This window comes from Kitasatospora sp. NPDC023118 (assembly GCF_055560875.1).
Window position 1 is genome coordinate 47560 of sequence record NZ_JBVHHW010000033.1, and the last position, 18021, is coordinate 65580.

Here is an 18021-nt window from a genome sequence, read left to right on the forward strand (position 1 = left end):
TCTGCGTGGCAGACAGCACCGTGAACGACGTGGCGGCAACGGCACCGAACCGCACCGCCGTTGCCCCCGTGAACCCGCTGCCCGTCAGCGTCACCATCGACCCCGCCGCCCCCGACGCCGGACTGACTGAAGCGAGCACCGGAGCGGCAAGCGTGTACGTGAACGCGACACCGTTGCTGGTGCCGCCGGGGGTGGTCACCGTCACCTGCACCGTGCCCGAGCCTGCCGGAACCGTCGCGGTGATCTGCGTCGCCGACACCACCGTGAACGACGTGGCGGCAACGGCACCGAACCGCACCGCCGTTGCCCCCGTGAACCCGCTGCCCGTCAGCGTCACCACCGACCCCGCCGCCCCCGACGCCGGACTGACCGAAACGAGCACCGGAGCGGCAAGCGTGTACGTGAACGCGACACCGTTGCTGGTGCCGCCGGGGGTGGTCACCGTCACCTGCACCGTGCCCGAGCCCGCCGGAACCGTCGCGGTGATCTGCGTGTCCGACACCACCACGGGCGTGACGGCAACGGGACCGAACCGCACCGCCGTCGCCCCCGTGAACCCGCTGCCCGTCAGCGTCACCACCGACCCCGCCGCCCCCGCCGCCGGACTGACCGACGCAAGCACCGGAATGTTGTGATCTACCATGACTTACCCCCATGGGTTGTGCAGTCACCGAGTTGACGAATGTCGTGCGTGCGCAAGGCGCCTGAAGCGTTGGCTATCTGCCCAGGGATGCGACGGGCGCCGAGGCGGGGAGCCCCGGTCGACGGAGGGAACATCGACCGGGGCTCGTCAGGGGTGGTGAGCCGCTGGGCGACGGGACAGCCCCGCCCGAAGCGGGGCTTGTGCCGACTCCCGACCGCCGCGTCGAGCGCGAGCGCGGGCCGCCGGTCATCAGAGTCCGGGCGGCAGGACGCGGGTGAGTGCGCTCGCCTGGGTCCCACCAGCGGTGAATGTCCTGGGCATTGGCGGTCCCGGGTACGGTGGCGACCATCGGTCCGGCATCCGCGACGTCCGCGAGCGACGCGAGCGCATCTCCGGTCAGAGTCGGCTGAGAGGTCGCCGGATTCGTTCCTGGGAACCCTCACCGGCGGGCCCCGAGGTCGGGCCCAAGTGACCGGCACGACGACGCGGTGGCCGACCGGCGAGCTCGTTGTCCGACTCGTAGGCAGTCGAGGTACGACGTGGTCTGACGCCATGACATGTGGCCCGGTCGTGCCGTTGACCCACGTGGGCCGGCACGAAAGGGCCTGTTTGTCCCCGTGAAGGAGCTCACCGCCGTTTGCCCGGGTCGCTGTCGTCGGGACACTCGTCCGTGCGGCCGAAACGCCGTCCTCGGCCGATCCGCCCTCGGCGCCGCCTGTGCTTTCCACGGACGGACTCGGCCGAGCGCATCCTGCCGGAGTCCCGCTCAAAAACCTGGTCGTAGGCGGCTGCGGGCACGCCTTCCGTCGTTGACGGTTCGTGCACGGACTGACTTCCTGCCAACACCGTGGGTACGTACCACCCCAACAGAAGCCCCCAGCACCACAGCGCTGAAGTCGTCGTTCGGCGGTACGAGGGAGAGGAGCCGGCAGTCCACCCGGCCGCCGCACGGGCCAGCACGCTTCGGAACCTTGGGATTGCTTGCATGACGCCTCCTGGCGTATGTAAGCCGCCGCATCTGCCGGCACCGCTGAGACGGCGCCGGCAGATGGATCCAGATCCTCCACGGGGGTGCCCATCGCGAGCCGCACGTCACCGCCACCTGAAGCACAGCGGGCGCCGGCTGCACGTTCCCCCGGGAGGGATGGGCGGCCCGCCGGTTGGATACAGAAAAGTAATCCAGAGCCGTGAAATCGGTGACAAGACTTCCGACCCGCTTTCACCCGCTTGGCGCAGTGTCCGGTCATCTCCCGCAATCCGGAGAAATGGCCTGTGCCATAGCGGCGCGACCGATGCTGATCAGCGAAAACAGACCTGTCTGTGCGGGATTTGCGTGCTTATTCCTCACCCGGCAAGATCGCGACTTCCCTGCCCGCGGCCCAAGGGACGGCGCGGCCACGGATGGACAAATTCCCCACCTTCTGCCTTCGGAATTGCTCATCCCAGCCGGGACGCGCCGCGCGAAGCCTCCGGCCGGGGCCGGCGGCTGGGCACGATCGACGCTCCCACCCGAGTGGACGCCGTCTCAGCTCTCGTGGAAGTGAAGTTTTGGAGTCGCGCCCCGCGTGGCGGACGGCGATCCGTGGCCTGGGCGGTTTCACGGTCCGGCCGGGTCGATCAGTCAGCCGTGTCAGAGTCCTCAGCAGCCCGGTACCGGCCGAGTCGCCGGCCTACCCGTGCAACCGCAGCGATCAGCGGCCTCCAGGCCGTTGACGTGGCTGCAGACCCAGCCTTCGTCGCAGTCTCCGCAGAACGACCGGGCCGGCTGCCAGGTGCTCCGCAAGCCCGGCTCAGCCGGAGCACCGGCGTACCGGGCTTTGGTGGCTTCGCCCAGGCCGACCCAGGACGGCTGCTCGGTTCCCATCCAAGTCGCGACCGCCATAAGCCAGTTCACCGGCCGGCCCGGCCACACCAACGGTGGTCGCTGCCGCAGCGACGTCCCGCGGTGCCGTCGCCCCGCGGTGTGGACCGAAGCCGGCGGTCTTGCGTGCGCTGATCCAGATCGCGGCGATCCGCTGCACCTGGGCGCCCTCGGCGGCGGTTTCGCCGCTCTCCCCGAACCGTCCGGGAGCGGCGCTCGGATCGGCCGTACCGTCGGACGCTCTGCGCCGACGCGAGGCGGTCGCCCGGCTCTCCTTCCTCGTCGGTCTGCTTCTTCCCTTCTCCATCGCGGGATGTCCTGCGGGCGGACCGGAAGAGGAGCGGACAGAGTGGGAGAACAGAGTGGGAGAACAGAGTGGGAGAACAGAGTGGGAGAACAGAGCCGGAATGCTTGAAGCACGTCCTGACGGTGCTTCAAGCGAGTTCGCCCTGTATGCCAGCACGGTCAGCGACAGCCGCTCATGAGGTCCGGTCACCGGCGCATGTTCAAGGGCCCGGTCCACGGCCAGAATCTCGACGCGGGGGCATCGTCCAGCCCGCCGCAGCCGTGAACGCCGTGCGCGGCCTCTGGTCGATCGCGGCGCACGCTCTGGGAATCCAGCGCGCGGGCGCCCGGCTCGGGATCACGCCCGTTCTCGTGCCAAGCGCCTCAGAGGGCCGTTGAGCTTGGGCGAACGCCCCTGTCCTTCCGCCCGGCGGCGAAGTGTCCGTAGACGGTCTCCCATGGAGCGAAGTCGTGCGGGAGGTAGCGCCGGGGACGCTGGTGCGGTCGACGTGCCGGATCGCTTCCATGATGCGGCGAAGGTCACGCCCTGCGATCGCGCCGGTCCTGTCGCGCGATCAGGCGGCCACCCCGTTCTTCCGGGGCCGGCCGAGGAATCGGGCACCGGGTGCGGTGGGACGGGATCCGCCCGGACGAGACCGATGACGGTCCCGCCCGGGCGGACGGCCTCGTTGGCCGCGCGGTTCAGGTGGTCAGTGCCTGACTCCTTGGCTCAGATCCCCGGGCCCGCGAGGTACTGGAACGGGGTCGCGGCGGTCGCGCTGCCGGCCGCGTTGGTGACCGTGATGTTGGCCGGCCCGGCAGCACCGGGCGGCGTGACGGCGGAGACGGTGGTGTCGCTGATGACGACGAACGGGGCCGACTGGCCACCGACGGTGACCGACTGGGTGCTGCTCAGGGAGGTGCCCGTGATGGTCACCGAGGTGCCGCCGGAGGTCGGGCCCGAGGTGGGAGTGAAAGCGGTCACGGTGGGCACGTCCACGTAGGTGTAGGTGAAGCCGTTGTTGGTTCCGCCCGTGGTGGTCACGCTCACCCCGACGGATCCGACCGCCGCGCCCGCGGGCACGGCGACGGTGATGACGCTGTCGCTGACGACGGTCGGCGTGGCGGTATTGGCCCCGAAGTTCACCGCGGTGGCGGTCGACAGCCCCGTACCGGTGATGGTGATAACGTTGCCGCCCGCCAGCGGCCCGGAGGTGTCGCTGAGCGCGGCCTTGAACGGCGCGCCGACGTAGAAGAAGTTCAGCGGGTTGCTGGTGCCGCCCGGGGTGGTCACGGTCACCTGGACCACCCCGCTGCCGGAGGGGGTGGTGACGGTGACCGAGGTGGCGGTGTTGGCGGTGATGGTGGCCAGCTTGGAGCCGAAGTGCACGGCCGTGGCCCCACCGAGGTTGGTGCCGGTGATGACGACGCTCTGTCCGCCGCCGGACGATCCCTGGCTGGGGGAGATGGGCACGACTGCCTCCTTGAACGGGGTGAGGTGAACCGCGCACCGTGCGAGCCCAGGAAGAGTCACAGGCCACGCACGGTGCGGGTCGGACCAGGCCCCGGCGAGGGCGAAACGGACGGCCGAGGCGGTGAACCGGGCGCCGGCGGACCGGTCCACGGGTGTGGCCGGGCCGCTTTCCGGGCGTGAGGGCGAGACGACCCTGGATGACTGTCGCCGGTCGCGGTGGCGGGCGGATCGTTCACGCCCCTGCCAGGAGAGCCCACGGCGTCACCGGTAGTGACCGGCCATATGGCAGGCCGACGCCCCACTCCCCCGGAGAGGATGGGCGACCCACCGGATTGGACACTCCCAGTAACCCATTGAGGTGACAAGCAGGCAAGGTACTTGACGCCGGATCACCCGATTGGCGGCACGTGCTGGCTGGGAGCGTGGCCCGTCTCCGGCGATCGGTCTCACTTCTCGCCGGTAGCGCCAGGGCGCCCTCCCGGTCGGTCGCGCCGGTTCGCACGACGCCGATGGTGACGGAACGTGGGAGCCCGCGTCAGCGTCGTGGACCAACCCAGGGCCGTCCCGCGGACGGCCCTGGCGCGGGGCTTCCTCGCCGAGTAGCGGTCGGCCCTTCGGTGCGCGTGCGGGCCGCCGGCGCCGGTCCCGTCGGAAGGAACCGGCTCCGTCGCGCGGCGCCTGTACTTCACCGCCACCCCGCGCATGGCCTCGGAGCCGCTGCCCGACACCGAGCGCCCGGAGCGGCTGTGGGCGCAGGCGGTGGCCGGCACCGACCGGCTGCGCGAGCGCCGGGCGGCGTTCGCCGAGGCCGTCGGCCGCGCCCGCCGATTGCGGATCTCGCCCGGATACCGCTGCACGAGAGTGTGGTCGAGCGGTACGCGGGCGATGCGCAGCCGGCACCCAGGACCACAGGGCGCGCTCCTCCTGGCCACACCCGGCGGGGCCGTCCGAGGGTTGGCCCCCGGGCGGCCGCGTGCGCTTCTGGTGTGCCGTGCGGAACCCTGCGAAGTGTCAACCGTTGCTGACGCCGGGCCTGGTCAGCACTGGGCATGGGAGCAGACGGGGGGCGCGCGGGTGAGCATGTACACCGGCATATGCCAGCGACCATTTCGCTGAGCGGCGGCACGGCAGGGCAACCGTCCGGGGATCCGTGCCATGCGAACCCTGGCACGCTGAGCACAGTTGTGCGACGGGCAGCCAGACGCATGTTTGGCCTGAAATTCCGGGGAGAACCGCGAGTACTCACGTACCCGCAGAGGTCTATGCCAGTCGCCCTCCACTGCACAGTTGCGAAAATCATTAAGCACTCAACAGTCGGGATCCGGCCGCTGTTTGGCCGAGATCCGCATGTGACTTGACATGGCATGCGTGGGGCCTTTGCCAATTGATTGCCGGGTTATTCGCTCGCTCAAATTGCACAGCAATCGGCGATGTCTTGCAAAAACCTTTCTTCTCTCACTCCCGGGCTTCGTGTATATTTCCTGGCTTCCCATGGGTCCCATGAGGACGCCATATCGAAGCCTGCTAGGAGTGGAATGCTGACCGGAGAGGAATACATCAACATCTGCGCCCTCCGATCCCGAGGGTTGTCCATCGCCGCAATCGCCCGTCTCCTCGGCCGCGACCGCAAGACCGTGAGCTCCTATCTGAGCGGGAAGCGCACGGTCGGAGTCCGCAGCTCCGGCCGGGACGAGTTCGAGCGGTTCATCCCCTACTGCCGCCGACGGTTGCAGGACGATGCCCACTTCCAGGCGTCGACGCTGTTCGCCGAAATCGTCGATCTGGGCTACAGCGGTGGCTACTCGACCTTCACCCGCGCTCTGCGGACCCATCAGCTGCGTCCCCGGTGCCCGCTGTGCCAGCGTCCCCCCCGCACCCGCCCCGGCCGGCCGGAGAACGCGGAGGAAGTGCACTTCCGCTGGTTCGTCCTCTCCGACCCCCCTGCAGACTGGGGCAGTACTCATGCTTGCATCCTGGTGGGACGCCTGACCCACTCCCAGCGCTGGAGCGCAGTAATCGCAGAGCAGATCGATCTCGGCCACCTGGTCGACTCCGTCGACCGGATCCTGCGCCAGTTCGGCGGAACCGGCTGGCGCTGGCGCTTCGACCGGACGCAGCCGATCCACTGCCCGGGAGGTGGCAAACTGGCCACGGCGCTGGGCAAGGTCGCGAAGCACTACGGTGTTGTCGCGGATCTCTGTCCGGCGCGGCAACACGCCGACGACGAGGCGATCGGGCAAGCACTCGTTCTGTGGTGGCAGACCATTGGCGCGGACACCGGCCTGCTGGAGGCGCAGGAGAGCCTCAACAGGCTGGCCAGGATCATGGACGCTCGCCGGGCCGCGGCAAGCGGCGGCTACGACGGGTACACCGTGCCCGCTGCGACGGTCCTGCTCGACCTTCCCCACGACCCGTACCCTGCCAAGATCAGCGTGGATCGTGCGGTCTCGGCCAACAGCATGGTGTCCTACCGGGGCAACCTCTACGCGGTTCCACGGCATCTGCACGGTCACACCGTGGAAGTGCGCCGAAGGCTCGGTGATCCCCTTCTGGCGATCACGACTCCTCGTGGAAGGGTGATCGTTCAGCATTCACTGGCGCCCGACGGTGCCAGCCTGTCGGTCATCGGCCGCCGGCACGGGATCAGCCTCGAACGCCCGCTCCCGGTATCGAGGCCGGCCTGCCACAGCAAGATGTACACTCCGCCGTCCGCCGAAGCGCTCGCGGAGGCCCAAGCGCTCCGACAGGACGCCTGTCAGGAGGACGGATTAGAGCCCCGTCGACAGGCTGACGGTTCGCCGGGGCGCCCCGGCCGATCCTGGTCGTGGACGGGCGTGCTCGATCGGATCCGGAAGGAACCGACCGAGGGCAACGAGCTCGTCCGTTCAGAGACCGTGATCCACCTCGCCATGCGTCGATGACATGACCCGACGCCCTACCGGCGAAGCCACACCAACCTGGCGAGGCACCTGAACCGCATCACGGAACCGGCAAGAACCCTCCGAGGGGAGCTAGCGCACACAACGGACGACCTGCGCTCCTACGCTGGACATGAGCACGTCCAGCACAGGGTTCAGCGGGTCGGGCCCGAGGACGCGTAGGGTCGCGGCCCGTCCTGCGTGTGGTCGCAGCGGCTGACCGGAGCCGGGTAGTTTCACGGCCCAGCGACAAGTGAAACGCCGGAAATTGCTAACCGAATTCCCCATCCCGCCCTTCCAGGCCTCGGATGCCGCTCTTCCCTATAGTGACTCGGATGGAGTAGCGCCAAGTTGTATGAAGACTACTGAATTCGCCTTGGATTGCCGGAACATCGATTCTTCGCACCACTCTGCCGGTCTGCGCGCCCTGCCGCCCGCCCCTGGTGGTGAATTACGTTCCGTTCCTGCTGGCGTCCCACCAGCAGGAACGCTTCTTTTCGGAGGGGATTCGGATGACCCGTTCTCGTCTTGCCGCCAGCGTCGTCGCCGTCGCCATCGCATCCGGCGCCGCCCTCGCCATCGCCCCCGCGGCGCAGGCAGCGGAAGCTCCCAGGCTCCAGGTGTCGAGGTGTGCCGCCGATCTCGCGGCTGCGCTCGACAGCAACGCGGCCGCCATCGACGCCTACTCCGTCGGCGACACCGCCGACGCTCGCACCTACAACCTCCGCACCCTCGTCATCCTGGCCGGAGCGAGGCTCACCTGCTTCTGCCAGCCGGCCCAGGTCCACGCGGACATCATCGCCGCGGCGACCGACAGCATCCATGCGGCGATGTCCAACGCGATCGGCGATTCCGTCGCTGCCTCGAATAGCGAGGACGCCGTGGCGGCCGAGTTGACGGACGCCCTGGAGATTGTCCGGTATGCCGAGGTGTGAGGTCTCACGGCACACGGGTGCGGGCTTTGCCCCCATCTCGTAGACACTTGCCTGCTATGCCCGTGGCCGGGTCAGCCAGCATGAACCGTAGAGCAGTTCGCGCTTCAACGTGGCGAAGAAGTTCTCCGCGAGGGCGTTGTCGTAGCTGGAGCCGACCCGGCCCATCGAGCGCCGTATCCCGTGCGCTCGGCAGACCAAGGCGAACGCCGCCGGCGTGTACGGCCCAGGTTCAACCGGTCGGAGTGAAAGACCACGCCACGCACGTCGCCGCCCCGGGCGTTGACCGCGTCGACGACCAGGCCGGCGCGCATGTGCTCGGCCGGTGACCAGCCCGCGACCCGCCGCGAGTGCATGTCGATCACTGGGCCGGCACCAGCGCACTCGCCAACCCCGCGTACCGCCGCAACGCGCAGCACATGGCACGGTGACTGGCAAGGGAGGACGGCGCGGGAGCGGCGACCTCCGCGGTCGACCGTGGCCGAAGAGGCGCGATGACACCCCCCGAAGGCAGCCGGGCCAGACGACCAGCCACGGACTGCGGCGCCCTCCGGGCGAAGCCCCTTACACCTGACTCCGGACAAGCCTGTCACCGCTGGGGCAAATGGTGCAGGTCCCGTTGTTTCACGCAGTCGGCGAACATGACATTTTCACTCAAACCCGTGAGCAGATCGAGGACAGCGGCAAGCGGCTGATATTCCGTGCGGATGGCCGGGCGCTCACCACAGGCCTTCAAATGCTCCCAAAGCGCGTGGAAGTAGTCCTCGAGCTCCAGACGCGCGTCGAACTGCGCGCTGAGTCGTTCGGGATCGAGGCGACGCAGGGCGTCGCGGTCTAGCTGAGTCACCGAGTTGATGATGCTGTTGACGACCTCACGACTCTCGGTGCTTGAGCTGGACATGGGCTCTCCTAACGATGTGCGCAGTGGATGATTGAGGTTCGACGCTCGATGTGCCGTCCGGCCTGGTCGGATCGCGGGCGCCCGCACGCCGGTGGACGCAACCGGTGGCGGGGGGTGTCAGGGAACACCGCGTCGCGCCCGGGGCGGCTTGCCGGCCGGGCACCGGCAACTGCGGCGCGTGGCCGGCGACCGCCCCTGAACGGTCACCACGCGGCAGTGCTCCGACTGGACAGCGGGACGGCGGCCCACACCGAGCAGCTGCCGTCCACACTCAGCCGCATCCCCCACTCCTGCGAGTAGCCCGCAACGAGCGCCAGGCCTCTGCCGTGGTCCTCGTCCGGCGTGGCGCGGTGCAGCCGCGGCACCGTGGAAGTCCTTCCCTGATCACGGACCTCCAGCAGGAGCCGGTCCGCGGTCCGGCGCAACCAACCGGTGATGTGTGCACTGTTGGAGTGTTCGAGGGCATTGGTGACCAGTTCGGAGATCACGAGCAAGGCCGCGTCCCGGGCATGGTCGGCCCGAACGTCCTCGGCGTCCAGCCACAGCCCTGCCAGCCGCCGGGCGATCGGTACCGCGCGACGGAGAGACGGCAACCTGAAGGACAGCGGACGGCCGCTGACCCAGTGGCTCAGGACATCCTCGGCGAGAGCTCCCGCCGGCCGTTCATTGATCTCTGCGGTGGTCAGTGAAATCTCCTCCTCGGTGAACGGCGGTCGCTTCTCGGCTCACGAGCCGAAAGCGGCTGCCGGTACGACTGCTCGTGGCTTCGCGGCTCAGGCCGCGCCCGGTGCATGAGGACCATTCCCTCCGGCGAGCAGGCGGCTCCCTGTTCGCTCGACACTGGTTCATGCGTTCTCCACGGCTCATGGCCCACGTTTCGCCGCGGAAGGCTCCTCGGTCCGTCCAGGGCTCTTCTCCCACCGGAGGATTGGAGCGGCTGGCCGAACGGGCGCCGGACTGGTCGAAGCAAATCAGAAATAGATTATCCGCGGGGAGCGATCCGTTCCAAAAAAAGGGGGGCGTGTTTATGTAATGCAGGCGCCTAGTGTGACGGTAAGAAGAGTTGTTCGCACCGCTGGGGATCTGACGGAATGAGCTTGGCTTGTTTCGTTCACTCAAGTCCGGGTTTCGAGGCGAATGGCGGATGGCCAGGGCCATTGATCTTGGTCTTCGACGGAGCCATTTGGGCAGGTTTTCTTGCAGGTGTCCGAGAGTGACCGGCGACTCGCTCATGGAATTCCGCACCGACCTGGCCGAAATCAGCCGTTCCGCTTGTGCGCGTTAGGCCCGGGACGGCGTCCGGCCCGCCGACCGCCTTCCGGGCCGGTCCCTCCCAAGCGGCTGGCCGACGAGGAGGAGCCGGGGGCCGTGCGTCCAGTCCGCCAGACGTTGCGTCGAAGCCGGCGGCAGCGCCGACGAGCAGGGCAGGCGGCCACCAATAGCACCGTCGGCCCCGAGGAACCGCGCTGACTGGGCCGAATCCGGCGCCGGTTCTCCACTGAAGGCTCTTCGAGCGCCAGGTGTGCGTCGGCGCCCGAGGACCGACTGCGAGACGGCGGCGAGCCGGCTCCTGTCCGTGGACGTCCGTGATGCTTGCGGACTCGGCGGGGCGCCCAGCGGACTGCTTGCGCCGTGGGCTTCGACCAGCCCGATCGCACCGGGGTGAGCCTCTGCCGGCTCTTACGGAGGCGACCCGGTGAGCCGCTGCGGGCCGGTGCGACAAGAATCGCACCGGCCCGCGGATCCAATTCCTCAACCGGGGGATGGCAACACGCCTCTTCAGCGATGAGGCGCAAGCCGGAAGCGCTGGCAGACGCGGCAGCTGCTTATCCCCTGGAGAGGATGGGTGACCCACCCGGTTCGGATGTACCTAGTTACCCATCGAGCCGAAATGGCCGCAATCCCCTGACCGGCCGATTCACCCGCATGGCCGAGCGCGCCGGAGACGCAAACGCCTGTGCGACCGGACCGGAAACCCCCCGCCAGGCAATTTTCATATTCGGGACTGCTCGCTCGGAAAATTGGACAGCATATCCGAAGGGGGCTGCCGCATGATCGCGGAATGCCGCGCGCCGGACCTCTTGTCGGGTGTACCGGAGGATTTTATCCTCGGTAAGTGCTGCCACTGCCCTTCCCGCGCGCGAATGAATCGGCGCAGCGATGCCTCCATCTCCTGCGGGCACTTTGCCCGGGAGGGAAGGTGGAGGTATGTATCCGAAGGTGTTGGTTCGCTGGCGCACCACCAGGGACTTGCAATTATCCGAAGATAGCGCCAAGATTCTCAGTCTCAGCGTATGTTCGATCCGCTCTATGCCGGTTCGATTACGTTTTGACCGGTTTTTCGGCAAAGTCAAACATTGACGGTGAACGCACTGACGTCCAGACGAACGCAGGCGGCCTACCACTCGTGGCACACCCGGGACGGTGCCCGCGATCGGCCTGCAATCGGCGATGAGGGCGGACTTCCCAGGCAGTCTCCGGCCTCCGGTCCGGTCGCGGGGACGCCCGTGCAGGTCCCCGCGCCCGGTCGGCCCTTGGTCCCAGGGGGCAACTGGCGGACCACCGGAAAGGCGGACATGACGGGAGGTCCCACGGTGGCGTCTCGCAGGCCCCGGTCGCGCTGTGGCGACCACGCAGGCTTTCCCTGCATCAGGTCGGCCGTCCAGCCGTGGAGCAGGATCAGACGCCGCGACGGCCTCCAGGGGCACGTCGCGGAGCCCGGTGTCGTGCCCGCGCGCCTGGTCGGCGCTTCCTCGACCGGTGCCCTCCTGGCGGGCGGCTTCGGTGGTGCCCTGCCGACGGGGTCCGGCAAAGGCGGTGCGGGCCGCCGACAGATCCTCGCCGGCCCGGGCACGGGCTTGTTCCCGCTCAAGTCGGCGAGCGGCAAGCCGCCGACGAAGGACGGTTCCTTCCGACTCGTCGCCCTCTGTCGCCATCCGGTCCGAGAGTCCGTTCGGGGCGGCTGTCGGCGTACTCCGTCGGTGGACGAGCGCGGGCGGCACCGTGAGCGGGTCTCTTGGGGGTGGAACGTCCCACTGGTGACCGGATAGCTCCCACTGCTCCCGAAGCCGACGGCAGGCGGCAGCGGCGGCGGCGGGACCGCAGGATCGGCAGGTTTCCGGGTCCTCGGCGTCGCGGACGACCAGGGGCCCGCGGCAGAGTGCGCACTCGGGGCTTCGGACCGGCCTGGTCCCTGTGACCGTCTCGCTTGCCCGGTCGACGACCCTGATCAGCCAGGGAAGCGGGGAGACCACCGAAGACCACGGCACAGCGCCGACCGGCTCCCTGCGCCGCGCGAACTCGCACGCCGACTCGAGAGCTTTGAGGATCACGGCGCCATGGACCTCAGGGGATGTGCCGTAGTCGGCGAATGTTGCGACAATGTGCTGAGCGAGGAGGTCGAGGTGTCGCTCCGTCAGCCGGTCCGCGAGTTGCCTCGGCAGGCGCCCAAGAGCCGATGACGCGGCCTGCTGTCCCCATCGCCTCTGCTCGTTGGTCATCGACTGGATCATCTTCTGGTCGGCTTGCCATCTGCCGTGCCCTGCCGGGCTCGCTCCGCCCCCCGTGGCTCCCGCCGCGCGTCCTCGCGCCCGGGGGCGCGCGGTTTCCGGTTCGCGGGACGAACAACCACCCACGACGGCCGACATGTTCAGCACGTCATGTTGGGGGGATCGTGTTTCTGTCACCGGATCGGGGGGGCTCGGTGTCACCGGACTGGGGGAGTCGGCTGTCACCGAACCGGGAGCTTCCCGGCACACGCCGAGCGGGGCGCCGAGAAGGGAATCCGGTCCGGAGTCGAAGACCTCGACACCGCGGCCTGCGGGCCCGTCCGCGGATCGCAGCGCGGGAACGGGCCCGTTCGGGAGAGACCCGCTCGGCCCGCTCGGTACGCTCGGTACGCGGACGGGCATGGGATGGACGACGTATCTGTACCCCCTCTTCTCACCCCGTCTTCTGCTCACCCAGCCCTGGACCAGGAGTTCGGCCACCGCCTCGCGGGCCGTGTCCTCCTTTATCTGGCACTCGCGTGCGATTCGCGCGACGGGAGTCGATTCGGTGAACTGCTGCCGCAGGGAGAGCAACGCATAAACCTTGAACCGAGTACCGGCCAGATGCGCCCGAGCATATGAGCCGACGCACACGGCCAGCTCATCGTCGGCCAGTGGGCGAACACGCCGGTTCATGGTTCGGGTGGCAGGATTTCGAGACGCGCGAACCAGATTCTTGGACTTTGCCTTGGCGATTAGGCGGTTCACACCGCCCCGGGACAGCCCCAGCTGTCTCCCGATCGTCTCGTCAGCGGCGAAGCACAATCCTGACTTCCAGCCGTAGTCCTGCACCAGCGTCACGACCCGGATCAGGTCACCGGTCAAGTCCCTGTCACTGAGCCACGCCGCTGGGAACCGGGTAGCGGGCAGGCGAACTTGCTCGGTCGCACGCGCCTGCCCGTGAGCAGGCCCGGGACCCCCGGCCGATTCCGTGTGCACGGCGCCCGGGTATCGCGGACTCACGGAGCACCGCCGAAAGCCCGACGCTCGCTCACTTCCCCGGCCGGCCCGGCCGACCGCCCATCGACACCCGGATTGGTCGAGGAGCGATGCACCGACCGTCCCAAAGTCGTCGAGGCGACTTTTTCCGCGGTCGGCTCCATTTGAGCGGTGATCACTCGTGCTCGAGAGCCTGCTTGGGGAGGTCCTTGGAGGTTTCGCTCATTGAGGACTCTGTGCCCTCCTCCTAGACGGATGGAGCGACGACCCAGGACACGGGCAGGGGCTAGCTGGCAGATTTTGATTCGGTGATGCAAAATGGCATTGCCTACTTACGGACGTGTGAGGAGGCAGCGGCCCGTCAGGACACAGGTTCTCGCAGGATCCCAGGTGTGCAGATGGGCCGAGGCAGCGGTGGATTCCGTCGTCGACTTGGGCATGCGCTCAGTGACGGCGGAAGCAAAGCGTTCAGACGCCGAGGCATGTGCTTGGCGCAAAGACGGTGAAGGTCCGGTGGTGCGGACCGAGCCGTCTCGTTGCTGCTAGGTCATGTCAAGACCTCCCCGTAGGGGAGCAGGGTGGTTGAAGAAGGCCGAACGAACAGTGAGAAGCGATCATGAGCGGTCGCTTCTGCCAGGCGCGGTTTCGAGTCCAGATGCCTGAGGGGTGATCTGGAACAGCGATGTCGCGCCGACTGCCCCTGGAGCCGTCCGGACCTGCCAGAGTCCGGGCGGCTGATCCATGACTGGGCCATGGCTTGACCAAGAGTACTCGCTCCATAACAGAGTGTGAATACTCTCGTACACGACTCATCCTCGGGGCCCACTACAACTGCTTGCGGGAAAGTTCGTTCGAGTCGACCGGCGGACGGCTCGAACGGTCCCGTTCCGTCGCTGGGGAAGGTTTCGGGCGGGACGGTCGAAACCCGCGGTCAGCCGAAGATTCCGCGGTCGCGATGGGGCGCCGCCACCAGTCATCCACGGGCCGACACGGAGGCTGCCAGTTGATCACCAAGTGGGGTGCAGCTGCGTCGATCGCCACCACGGCTCATGCCGACGGCCATGGCGCGGCATCAAACGGTCCTGTCATTGGTCACCCAAATGAGACACACAACTGACGTGCCGCTCAGACAACCTGAGCGTCCGTTAATCGGCCGACTGGACGGCGGGGGGCGCAACGGTGCGACCACCCGAAGCCTGGCTACCTGCGGCTCCGCGCGCCGGCGCGCCATGTTGGGGAGAATTGCAGAGTATCTGGCACCCTTCGCGGCCACCGTGCCTGGAAAGTGGGGAAGCCGAGCGAGCGGAGAAGGCAACGCTCGCTTCGATCGCTCCCCTCCAAGGCCAGCCGCAGGACCGCTGCACGACCAGGCGAGGAGCTCGGCGACCTGAGTAAAAGCTCTGAGCGCGGGCGGCGTAAGCATATTTCAGGACACCCGGATGCCGTACATTTCTCGGTGATTAGCCCATCGTTGTCGGGGCATGAGTCCAACAGCCAAGCCGCCTGTTCCATTGCTGCTGGAGCGAGACAGGATCTGTAGTGCCGGTGATAACTGGCTATTCGTTCCAGGCCGGAGGAATGCCGTGGGTGATCTGGAAAGTGGTTATCTCGTAAAGAATGGCGAACGCGTGGTGCTGACGCATTGCTCACGCCAGCTGGCCGAACTCTTCCGCATCCTGCGTCGGCTCGAATTTGAATTCTCGATGCGGCTGTATCGATCAGAGAACGACTGATTGAGACCGCCGGTCGAGATCCGCAATGACGCGAACAGGAGAGCTGCTTTGCACGAGTCAACGAACACCGCTTTCAACCCCTACTACGCAGCTGGATTCATCCCCGATGACGGAGTGATACACAACCACGCCCTCTGGCCGCCCGCCGGGCAGCTGGCCGCCGACCTGTCCTATCCGGTCGTCAATGGCTGGGCCGATCCAGGCCTGCAGTCATATCCTTCGGATGCGGAAGCGCTCGAAGAGGAAGCCGGCCTGCAGGCCATGGGTTTCCGCCCCCAGTTAGTCGCTAACCGCCGGGAGCGTCACGCACGCCCGGCGCGCCGGCGGTCCGACATCATGGGATCCGTCATCGGATTCCTGACTGCAACGATCGTCACTGTGGTGTGCATCCTCGGATGGATAATCTCCTATCACCCTCTGCAGAACGTGGCCCTTTCCCAGCTGCCGAGGGGGCTGTCCCAGTACTGGCCGGTCGTCGTTTACGGGCCATGGATGGCCGCTTCCCTCTCCGTTCTGCGGGCCGCTCTGGGAGGACGAAAGGTGGCGAATTCCTGGACGGTCATCCTGGTGTTCGCAGGTATCGCCAGTTTCCTGTGTATCGTCGACACGCCCAGCACAATGCCTGAGGCCGTGGTCGCGGGCCTTCCGCCGGTGACAGCTGTGGTGTCCTTGCAGCAGATGGTGCGCCAGCTGCTCGTAACCCGACAAATGCGCCAGGAGGATTCTCGGCAGAAACCTTCGCACCGGGCATCTCGCTAGTGCTCTGACTGGCAACGTTCGCCGGGTTGGCGGCGACTGTGCCTTAACTGAAATCCACCCTCCGGCTGGACACCTGGAGACTGGGACATGTGAGCCCGGAGGAAGCAGCCACAGGTGGGAATCGAGAGCAACATGAGTAAGCGGTACACGGCGGAGGTCGATCAGATCTGGGAGGAGATGCTGCTTGCGGATCAGTTCGGCGGTCGCCTTCTTCGGCGGCCAGTTCTCGTATCCTGCACGGGCGTTGGCGTCGCGGATCGCGGCCATCGCCAGGCGCAGTGAGCTCACTGGCGCGCCCGCGCCGTCGCGTCCGCCTCGGCGCCGCAGGTGGGAGATGTAGGAGACCATGTTCGCCTGGCTGGTGCGCGGCCCAGGGTGGCGGCTGTGGTCAGCGCACCGGCGGGCGAAGTAGCGCCACTGTTCTGCGTAGGTCTGGCTGGTGCGCGCCGGCCGGGCGGAGGCGAGGTTGTCGGCCGCGTCCTCAGTCAGTGTCTCGTTCGGTCGATGCCGTCGAGCGTGAACTGCACGAGTACCGGACTGTCGTCGACCAGCTCACCGACCATCACCTCGGCGGCGGCCTCCGCCAGAGCGGGCAGGTTGTCCGCGTCCGCATCCACAAGCGCTCTCCTTCCGGCACGGCGAGCTGATGATCCGTCCGGCACAGCCTGTCTGTACCAGGTTCTGTGTTGCGTCTTCTAAATCCAGTTAGCGGACGCAACACATGGAGTGATACAGAATCGGCGCTCGCAGCGCCCTCCCTATCTGCGACACGTCTACTGGGGTTATTTGTGTTCAGGTCGCTGGGCTGCAAGGGTGTGCGCCATGAAGATCACGATCACCGTGGAGAACCCGACCCCCGAGGCGCTCGAGAAGCTGCTCGCCCTTGCCGCGATGCCGGCCGCCGTCGTGACCGCAGTGCCTGACGACCGCTGGACACCGGAGCGGGCCCGCTCGTACTACGATCGCCTCCCGCCCCGGGCGCAGCAGATCCTGCTCCAAGTCATCGAAGGCGAAGGCGAGTGCGCCGCCGACGAGTTGAGGGCAAACGGCCGAAACCTGCGGGGCTCCACCGGCGCCTTCCGGCGCGTACTCTCCGAGGGCAAGCGCACCGGCCTCTGGCCGGACGCCCTGTCCGTGCCGCTGGTGTCCCACATCGTCGGCGGGCAACTAAAGAAGCTCGAAATGCCGGGACGCGGTACGGAGCAGTATGCACTTCCGGTCTTTCAGGAAGGGCTGGGCGGTCTGCGGAGCGGTCACTGATGAGAAATGTATCGAGCCCGCACCGGGGGGTCGGCCAGCCCCCTACCGGCGCGACAACAACCGGATCACTCGCGCACCCGGGCCCGCTGTCGACAGGGCAAACCGCCCGCAACCACGAACGGCGGGCTGTCCCGAGGTAGGGGTCTCGAGTCCGGGGAAGCCAAGTCGGGCCGAGGCGGCTCAGGACATGTGTACGGTCAGCCCGCACAAGCCGAGCCCGTTCTCAGCGGCGGCACGCCGCATCCGCAGCTGGCCGTCGAGGACGCACTCCTTTTCGGGTGAGTAGTAGTACAGCCAGTCCTGGGCGTCCGCAGCGGAGCGTTCGTCCTGGGTGAAGGTGAGAGCCCGCTCCACGCGTGGCAGGGTCTGGCGGACTTGGGCGGAGGGCCGACGACCCCAACACCCTGCCTACCGCCAGTCCCGCTTCTGGATCGTCCGCGAGGGGTCCTGAGCTTGTGGATGACCGTCGCTACGCCGCGTTCGCGCACCCTCTGCGTGGTGGGCGGTCAGGTGGAGTTCCGCCTCGCGCTCACCCACCCCGCGCTGCCCCGGCCGGTGGCCTATCGCGGTGGCCTATCGCGGTGGGCCCGCGCTGGCCCCGCTCACGAAGTCACCGCGTGGCGAGCACACACTCGCCGAGGCCCTGCGGGCCTGGAACCGCACCCTGCCGACCGAGCAGGCCCGGCCGTCGCCGCATGGCTGTACGGGCAGGATCTGCTGGTGCCCCAGCCTGAGACCGGCACGGAGACGCGCGCCACGTTGCGGTGA

The 18021-nt window shown here is 67.7% G+C and carries 11 protein-coding genes and 1 pseudogene; 5 read left to right on the forward strand and 7 right to left on the reverse strand.

What is annotated here, in order from left to right; genetic code table 11:
• Both ACZ3UD_RS31615 and ACZ3UD_RS31620 read right to left on the reverse strand, forming a co-directional pair.
• Positions 1 to 643, reverse strand: a 643-nt coding sequence (locus ACZ3UD_RS31615) for an IPT/TIG domain-containing protein (RefSeq protein WP_465595374.1), incomplete at its 3' end; no start/stop codon positions are given.
• 2876 nt (positions 644 to 3519) lie between these two features.
• The gene (locus ACZ3UD_RS31620) at positions 3520 to 4263 is read right to left on the reverse strand and encodes an IPT/TIG domain-containing protein (protein ID WP_465595377.1); all 744 of its coding nucleotides are present in this window, start codon (positions 4261 to 4263) and stop codon (positions 3520 to 3522) included.
• 1535 nt (positions 4264 to 5798) lie between these two features.
• Here ACZ3UD_RS31620 and ACZ3UD_RS31625 point away from each other — a divergent pair.
• Positions 5799 to 7184: a Mu transposase domain-containing protein gene (locus ACZ3UD_RS31625; protein ID WP_465595380.1), complete on the forward strand. Its 1386-nt coding sequence runs from the start codon at positions 5799 to 5801 to the stop codon at positions 7182 to 7184.
• A 440-nt stretch (positions 7185 to 7624) separates the two neighbouring features.
• On the forward strand, positions 7625 to 8116 hold the full coding sequence (locus tag ACZ3UD_RS31630; protein ID WP_465595383.1) for a hypothetical protein: 492 nt from the start codon (positions 7625 to 7627) through the stop codon (positions 8114 to 8116).
• A 57-nt stretch (positions 8117 to 8173) separates the two neighbouring features.
• Here the strand turns inward: ACZ3UD_RS31630 and ACZ3UD_RS31635 are convergent.
• From ACZ3UD_RS31635 to ACZ3UD_RS31645, 3 genes and pseudogenes are all read right to left on the reverse strand, one after another.
• Positions 8174 to 8478, reverse strand: a pseudogene (locus tag ACZ3UD_RS31635) (transposase); the annotation flags it as partial.
• A gap of 224 nt (positions 8479 to 8702) precedes the next feature.
• The gene (locus tag ACZ3UD_RS31640; protein ID WP_465595386.1) at positions 8703 to 9014 is read right to left on the reverse strand and encodes a hypothetical protein; all 312 of its coding nucleotides are present in this window, start codon (positions 9012 to 9014) and stop codon (positions 8703 to 8705) included.
• Positions 9015 to 9217: 203 nt separating this feature from the next.
• Positions 9218 to 9607: an ATP-binding protein gene (locus ACZ3UD_RS31645; RefSeq protein WP_465595389.1), complete on the reverse strand. Its 390-nt coding sequence runs from the start codon at positions 9605 to 9607 to the stop codon at positions 9218 to 9220.
• Between the two features lie 5477 nt (positions 9608 to 15084).
• Between ACZ3UD_RS31645 and ACZ3UD_RS31650 the strand changes: the two genes are divergently transcribed.
• On the forward strand, positions 15085 to 15234 hold the full coding sequence (locus ACZ3UD_RS31650; protein ID WP_465595392.1) for a hypothetical protein: 150 nt from the start codon (positions 15085 to 15087) through the stop codon (positions 15232 to 15234).
• Positions 15235 to 15282: 48 nt separating this feature from the next.
• Positions 15283 to 15993 (forward strand): DUF2637 domain-containing protein, encoded by a 711-nt coding sequence (locus ACZ3UD_RS31655; protein ID WP_465595395.1) that lies wholly within the window; start codon positions 15283 to 15285, stop codon positions 15991 to 15993.
• A gap of 485 nt (positions 15994 to 16478) precedes the next feature.
• On the opposite strand, the gene ACZ3UD_RS31660 is transcribed toward ACZ3UD_RS31655, so the two are convergent.
• Positions 16479 to 16610 (reverse strand): hypothetical protein, encoded by a 132-nt coding sequence (locus ACZ3UD_RS31660; RefSeq protein ID WP_465595398.1) that lies wholly within the window; start codon positions 16608 to 16610, stop codon positions 16479 to 16481.
• Positions 16611 to 16815: 205 nt separating this feature from the next.
• On the opposite strand from ACZ3UD_RS31660, the gene ACZ3UD_RS31665 reads away from it, so the two are divergent.
• On the forward strand, positions 16816 to 17253 hold the full coding sequence (locus tag ACZ3UD_RS31665; RefSeq protein ID WP_465595401.1) for a hypothetical protein: 438 nt from the start codon (positions 16816 to 16818) through the stop codon (positions 17251 to 17253).
• Positions 17254 to 17433: 180 nt separating this feature from the next.
• Here the strand turns inward: ACZ3UD_RS31665 and ACZ3UD_RS31670 are convergent, their stop codons facing one another.
• Positions 17434 to 17607, reverse strand: a complete 174-nt coding sequence (locus tag ACZ3UD_RS31670) for a hypothetical protein (RefSeq protein WP_465595404.1) — start codon at positions 17605 to 17607, stop codon at positions 17434 to 17436.
• Between the last annotated feature and the right edge of the window lie 414 nt (positions 17608 to 18021).

Coding starts and splice junctions, on each gene's coding strand:
- ACZ3UD_RS31625 (WP_465595380.1), top strand. CDS start 5,799: ATGCTGACCGGAGAGGAATACATCAACATCTGCGCCCTCCGATCCCGA.
- ACZ3UD_RS31640 (WP_465595386.1), bottom strand. CDS start 9,014: ATGTCCAGCTCAAGCACCGAGAGTCGTGAGGTCGTCAACAGCATCATC.
- ACZ3UD_RS31665 (WP_465595401.1), top strand. CDS start 16,816: ATGAAGATCACGATCACCGTGGAGAACCCGACCCCCGAGGCGCTCGAG.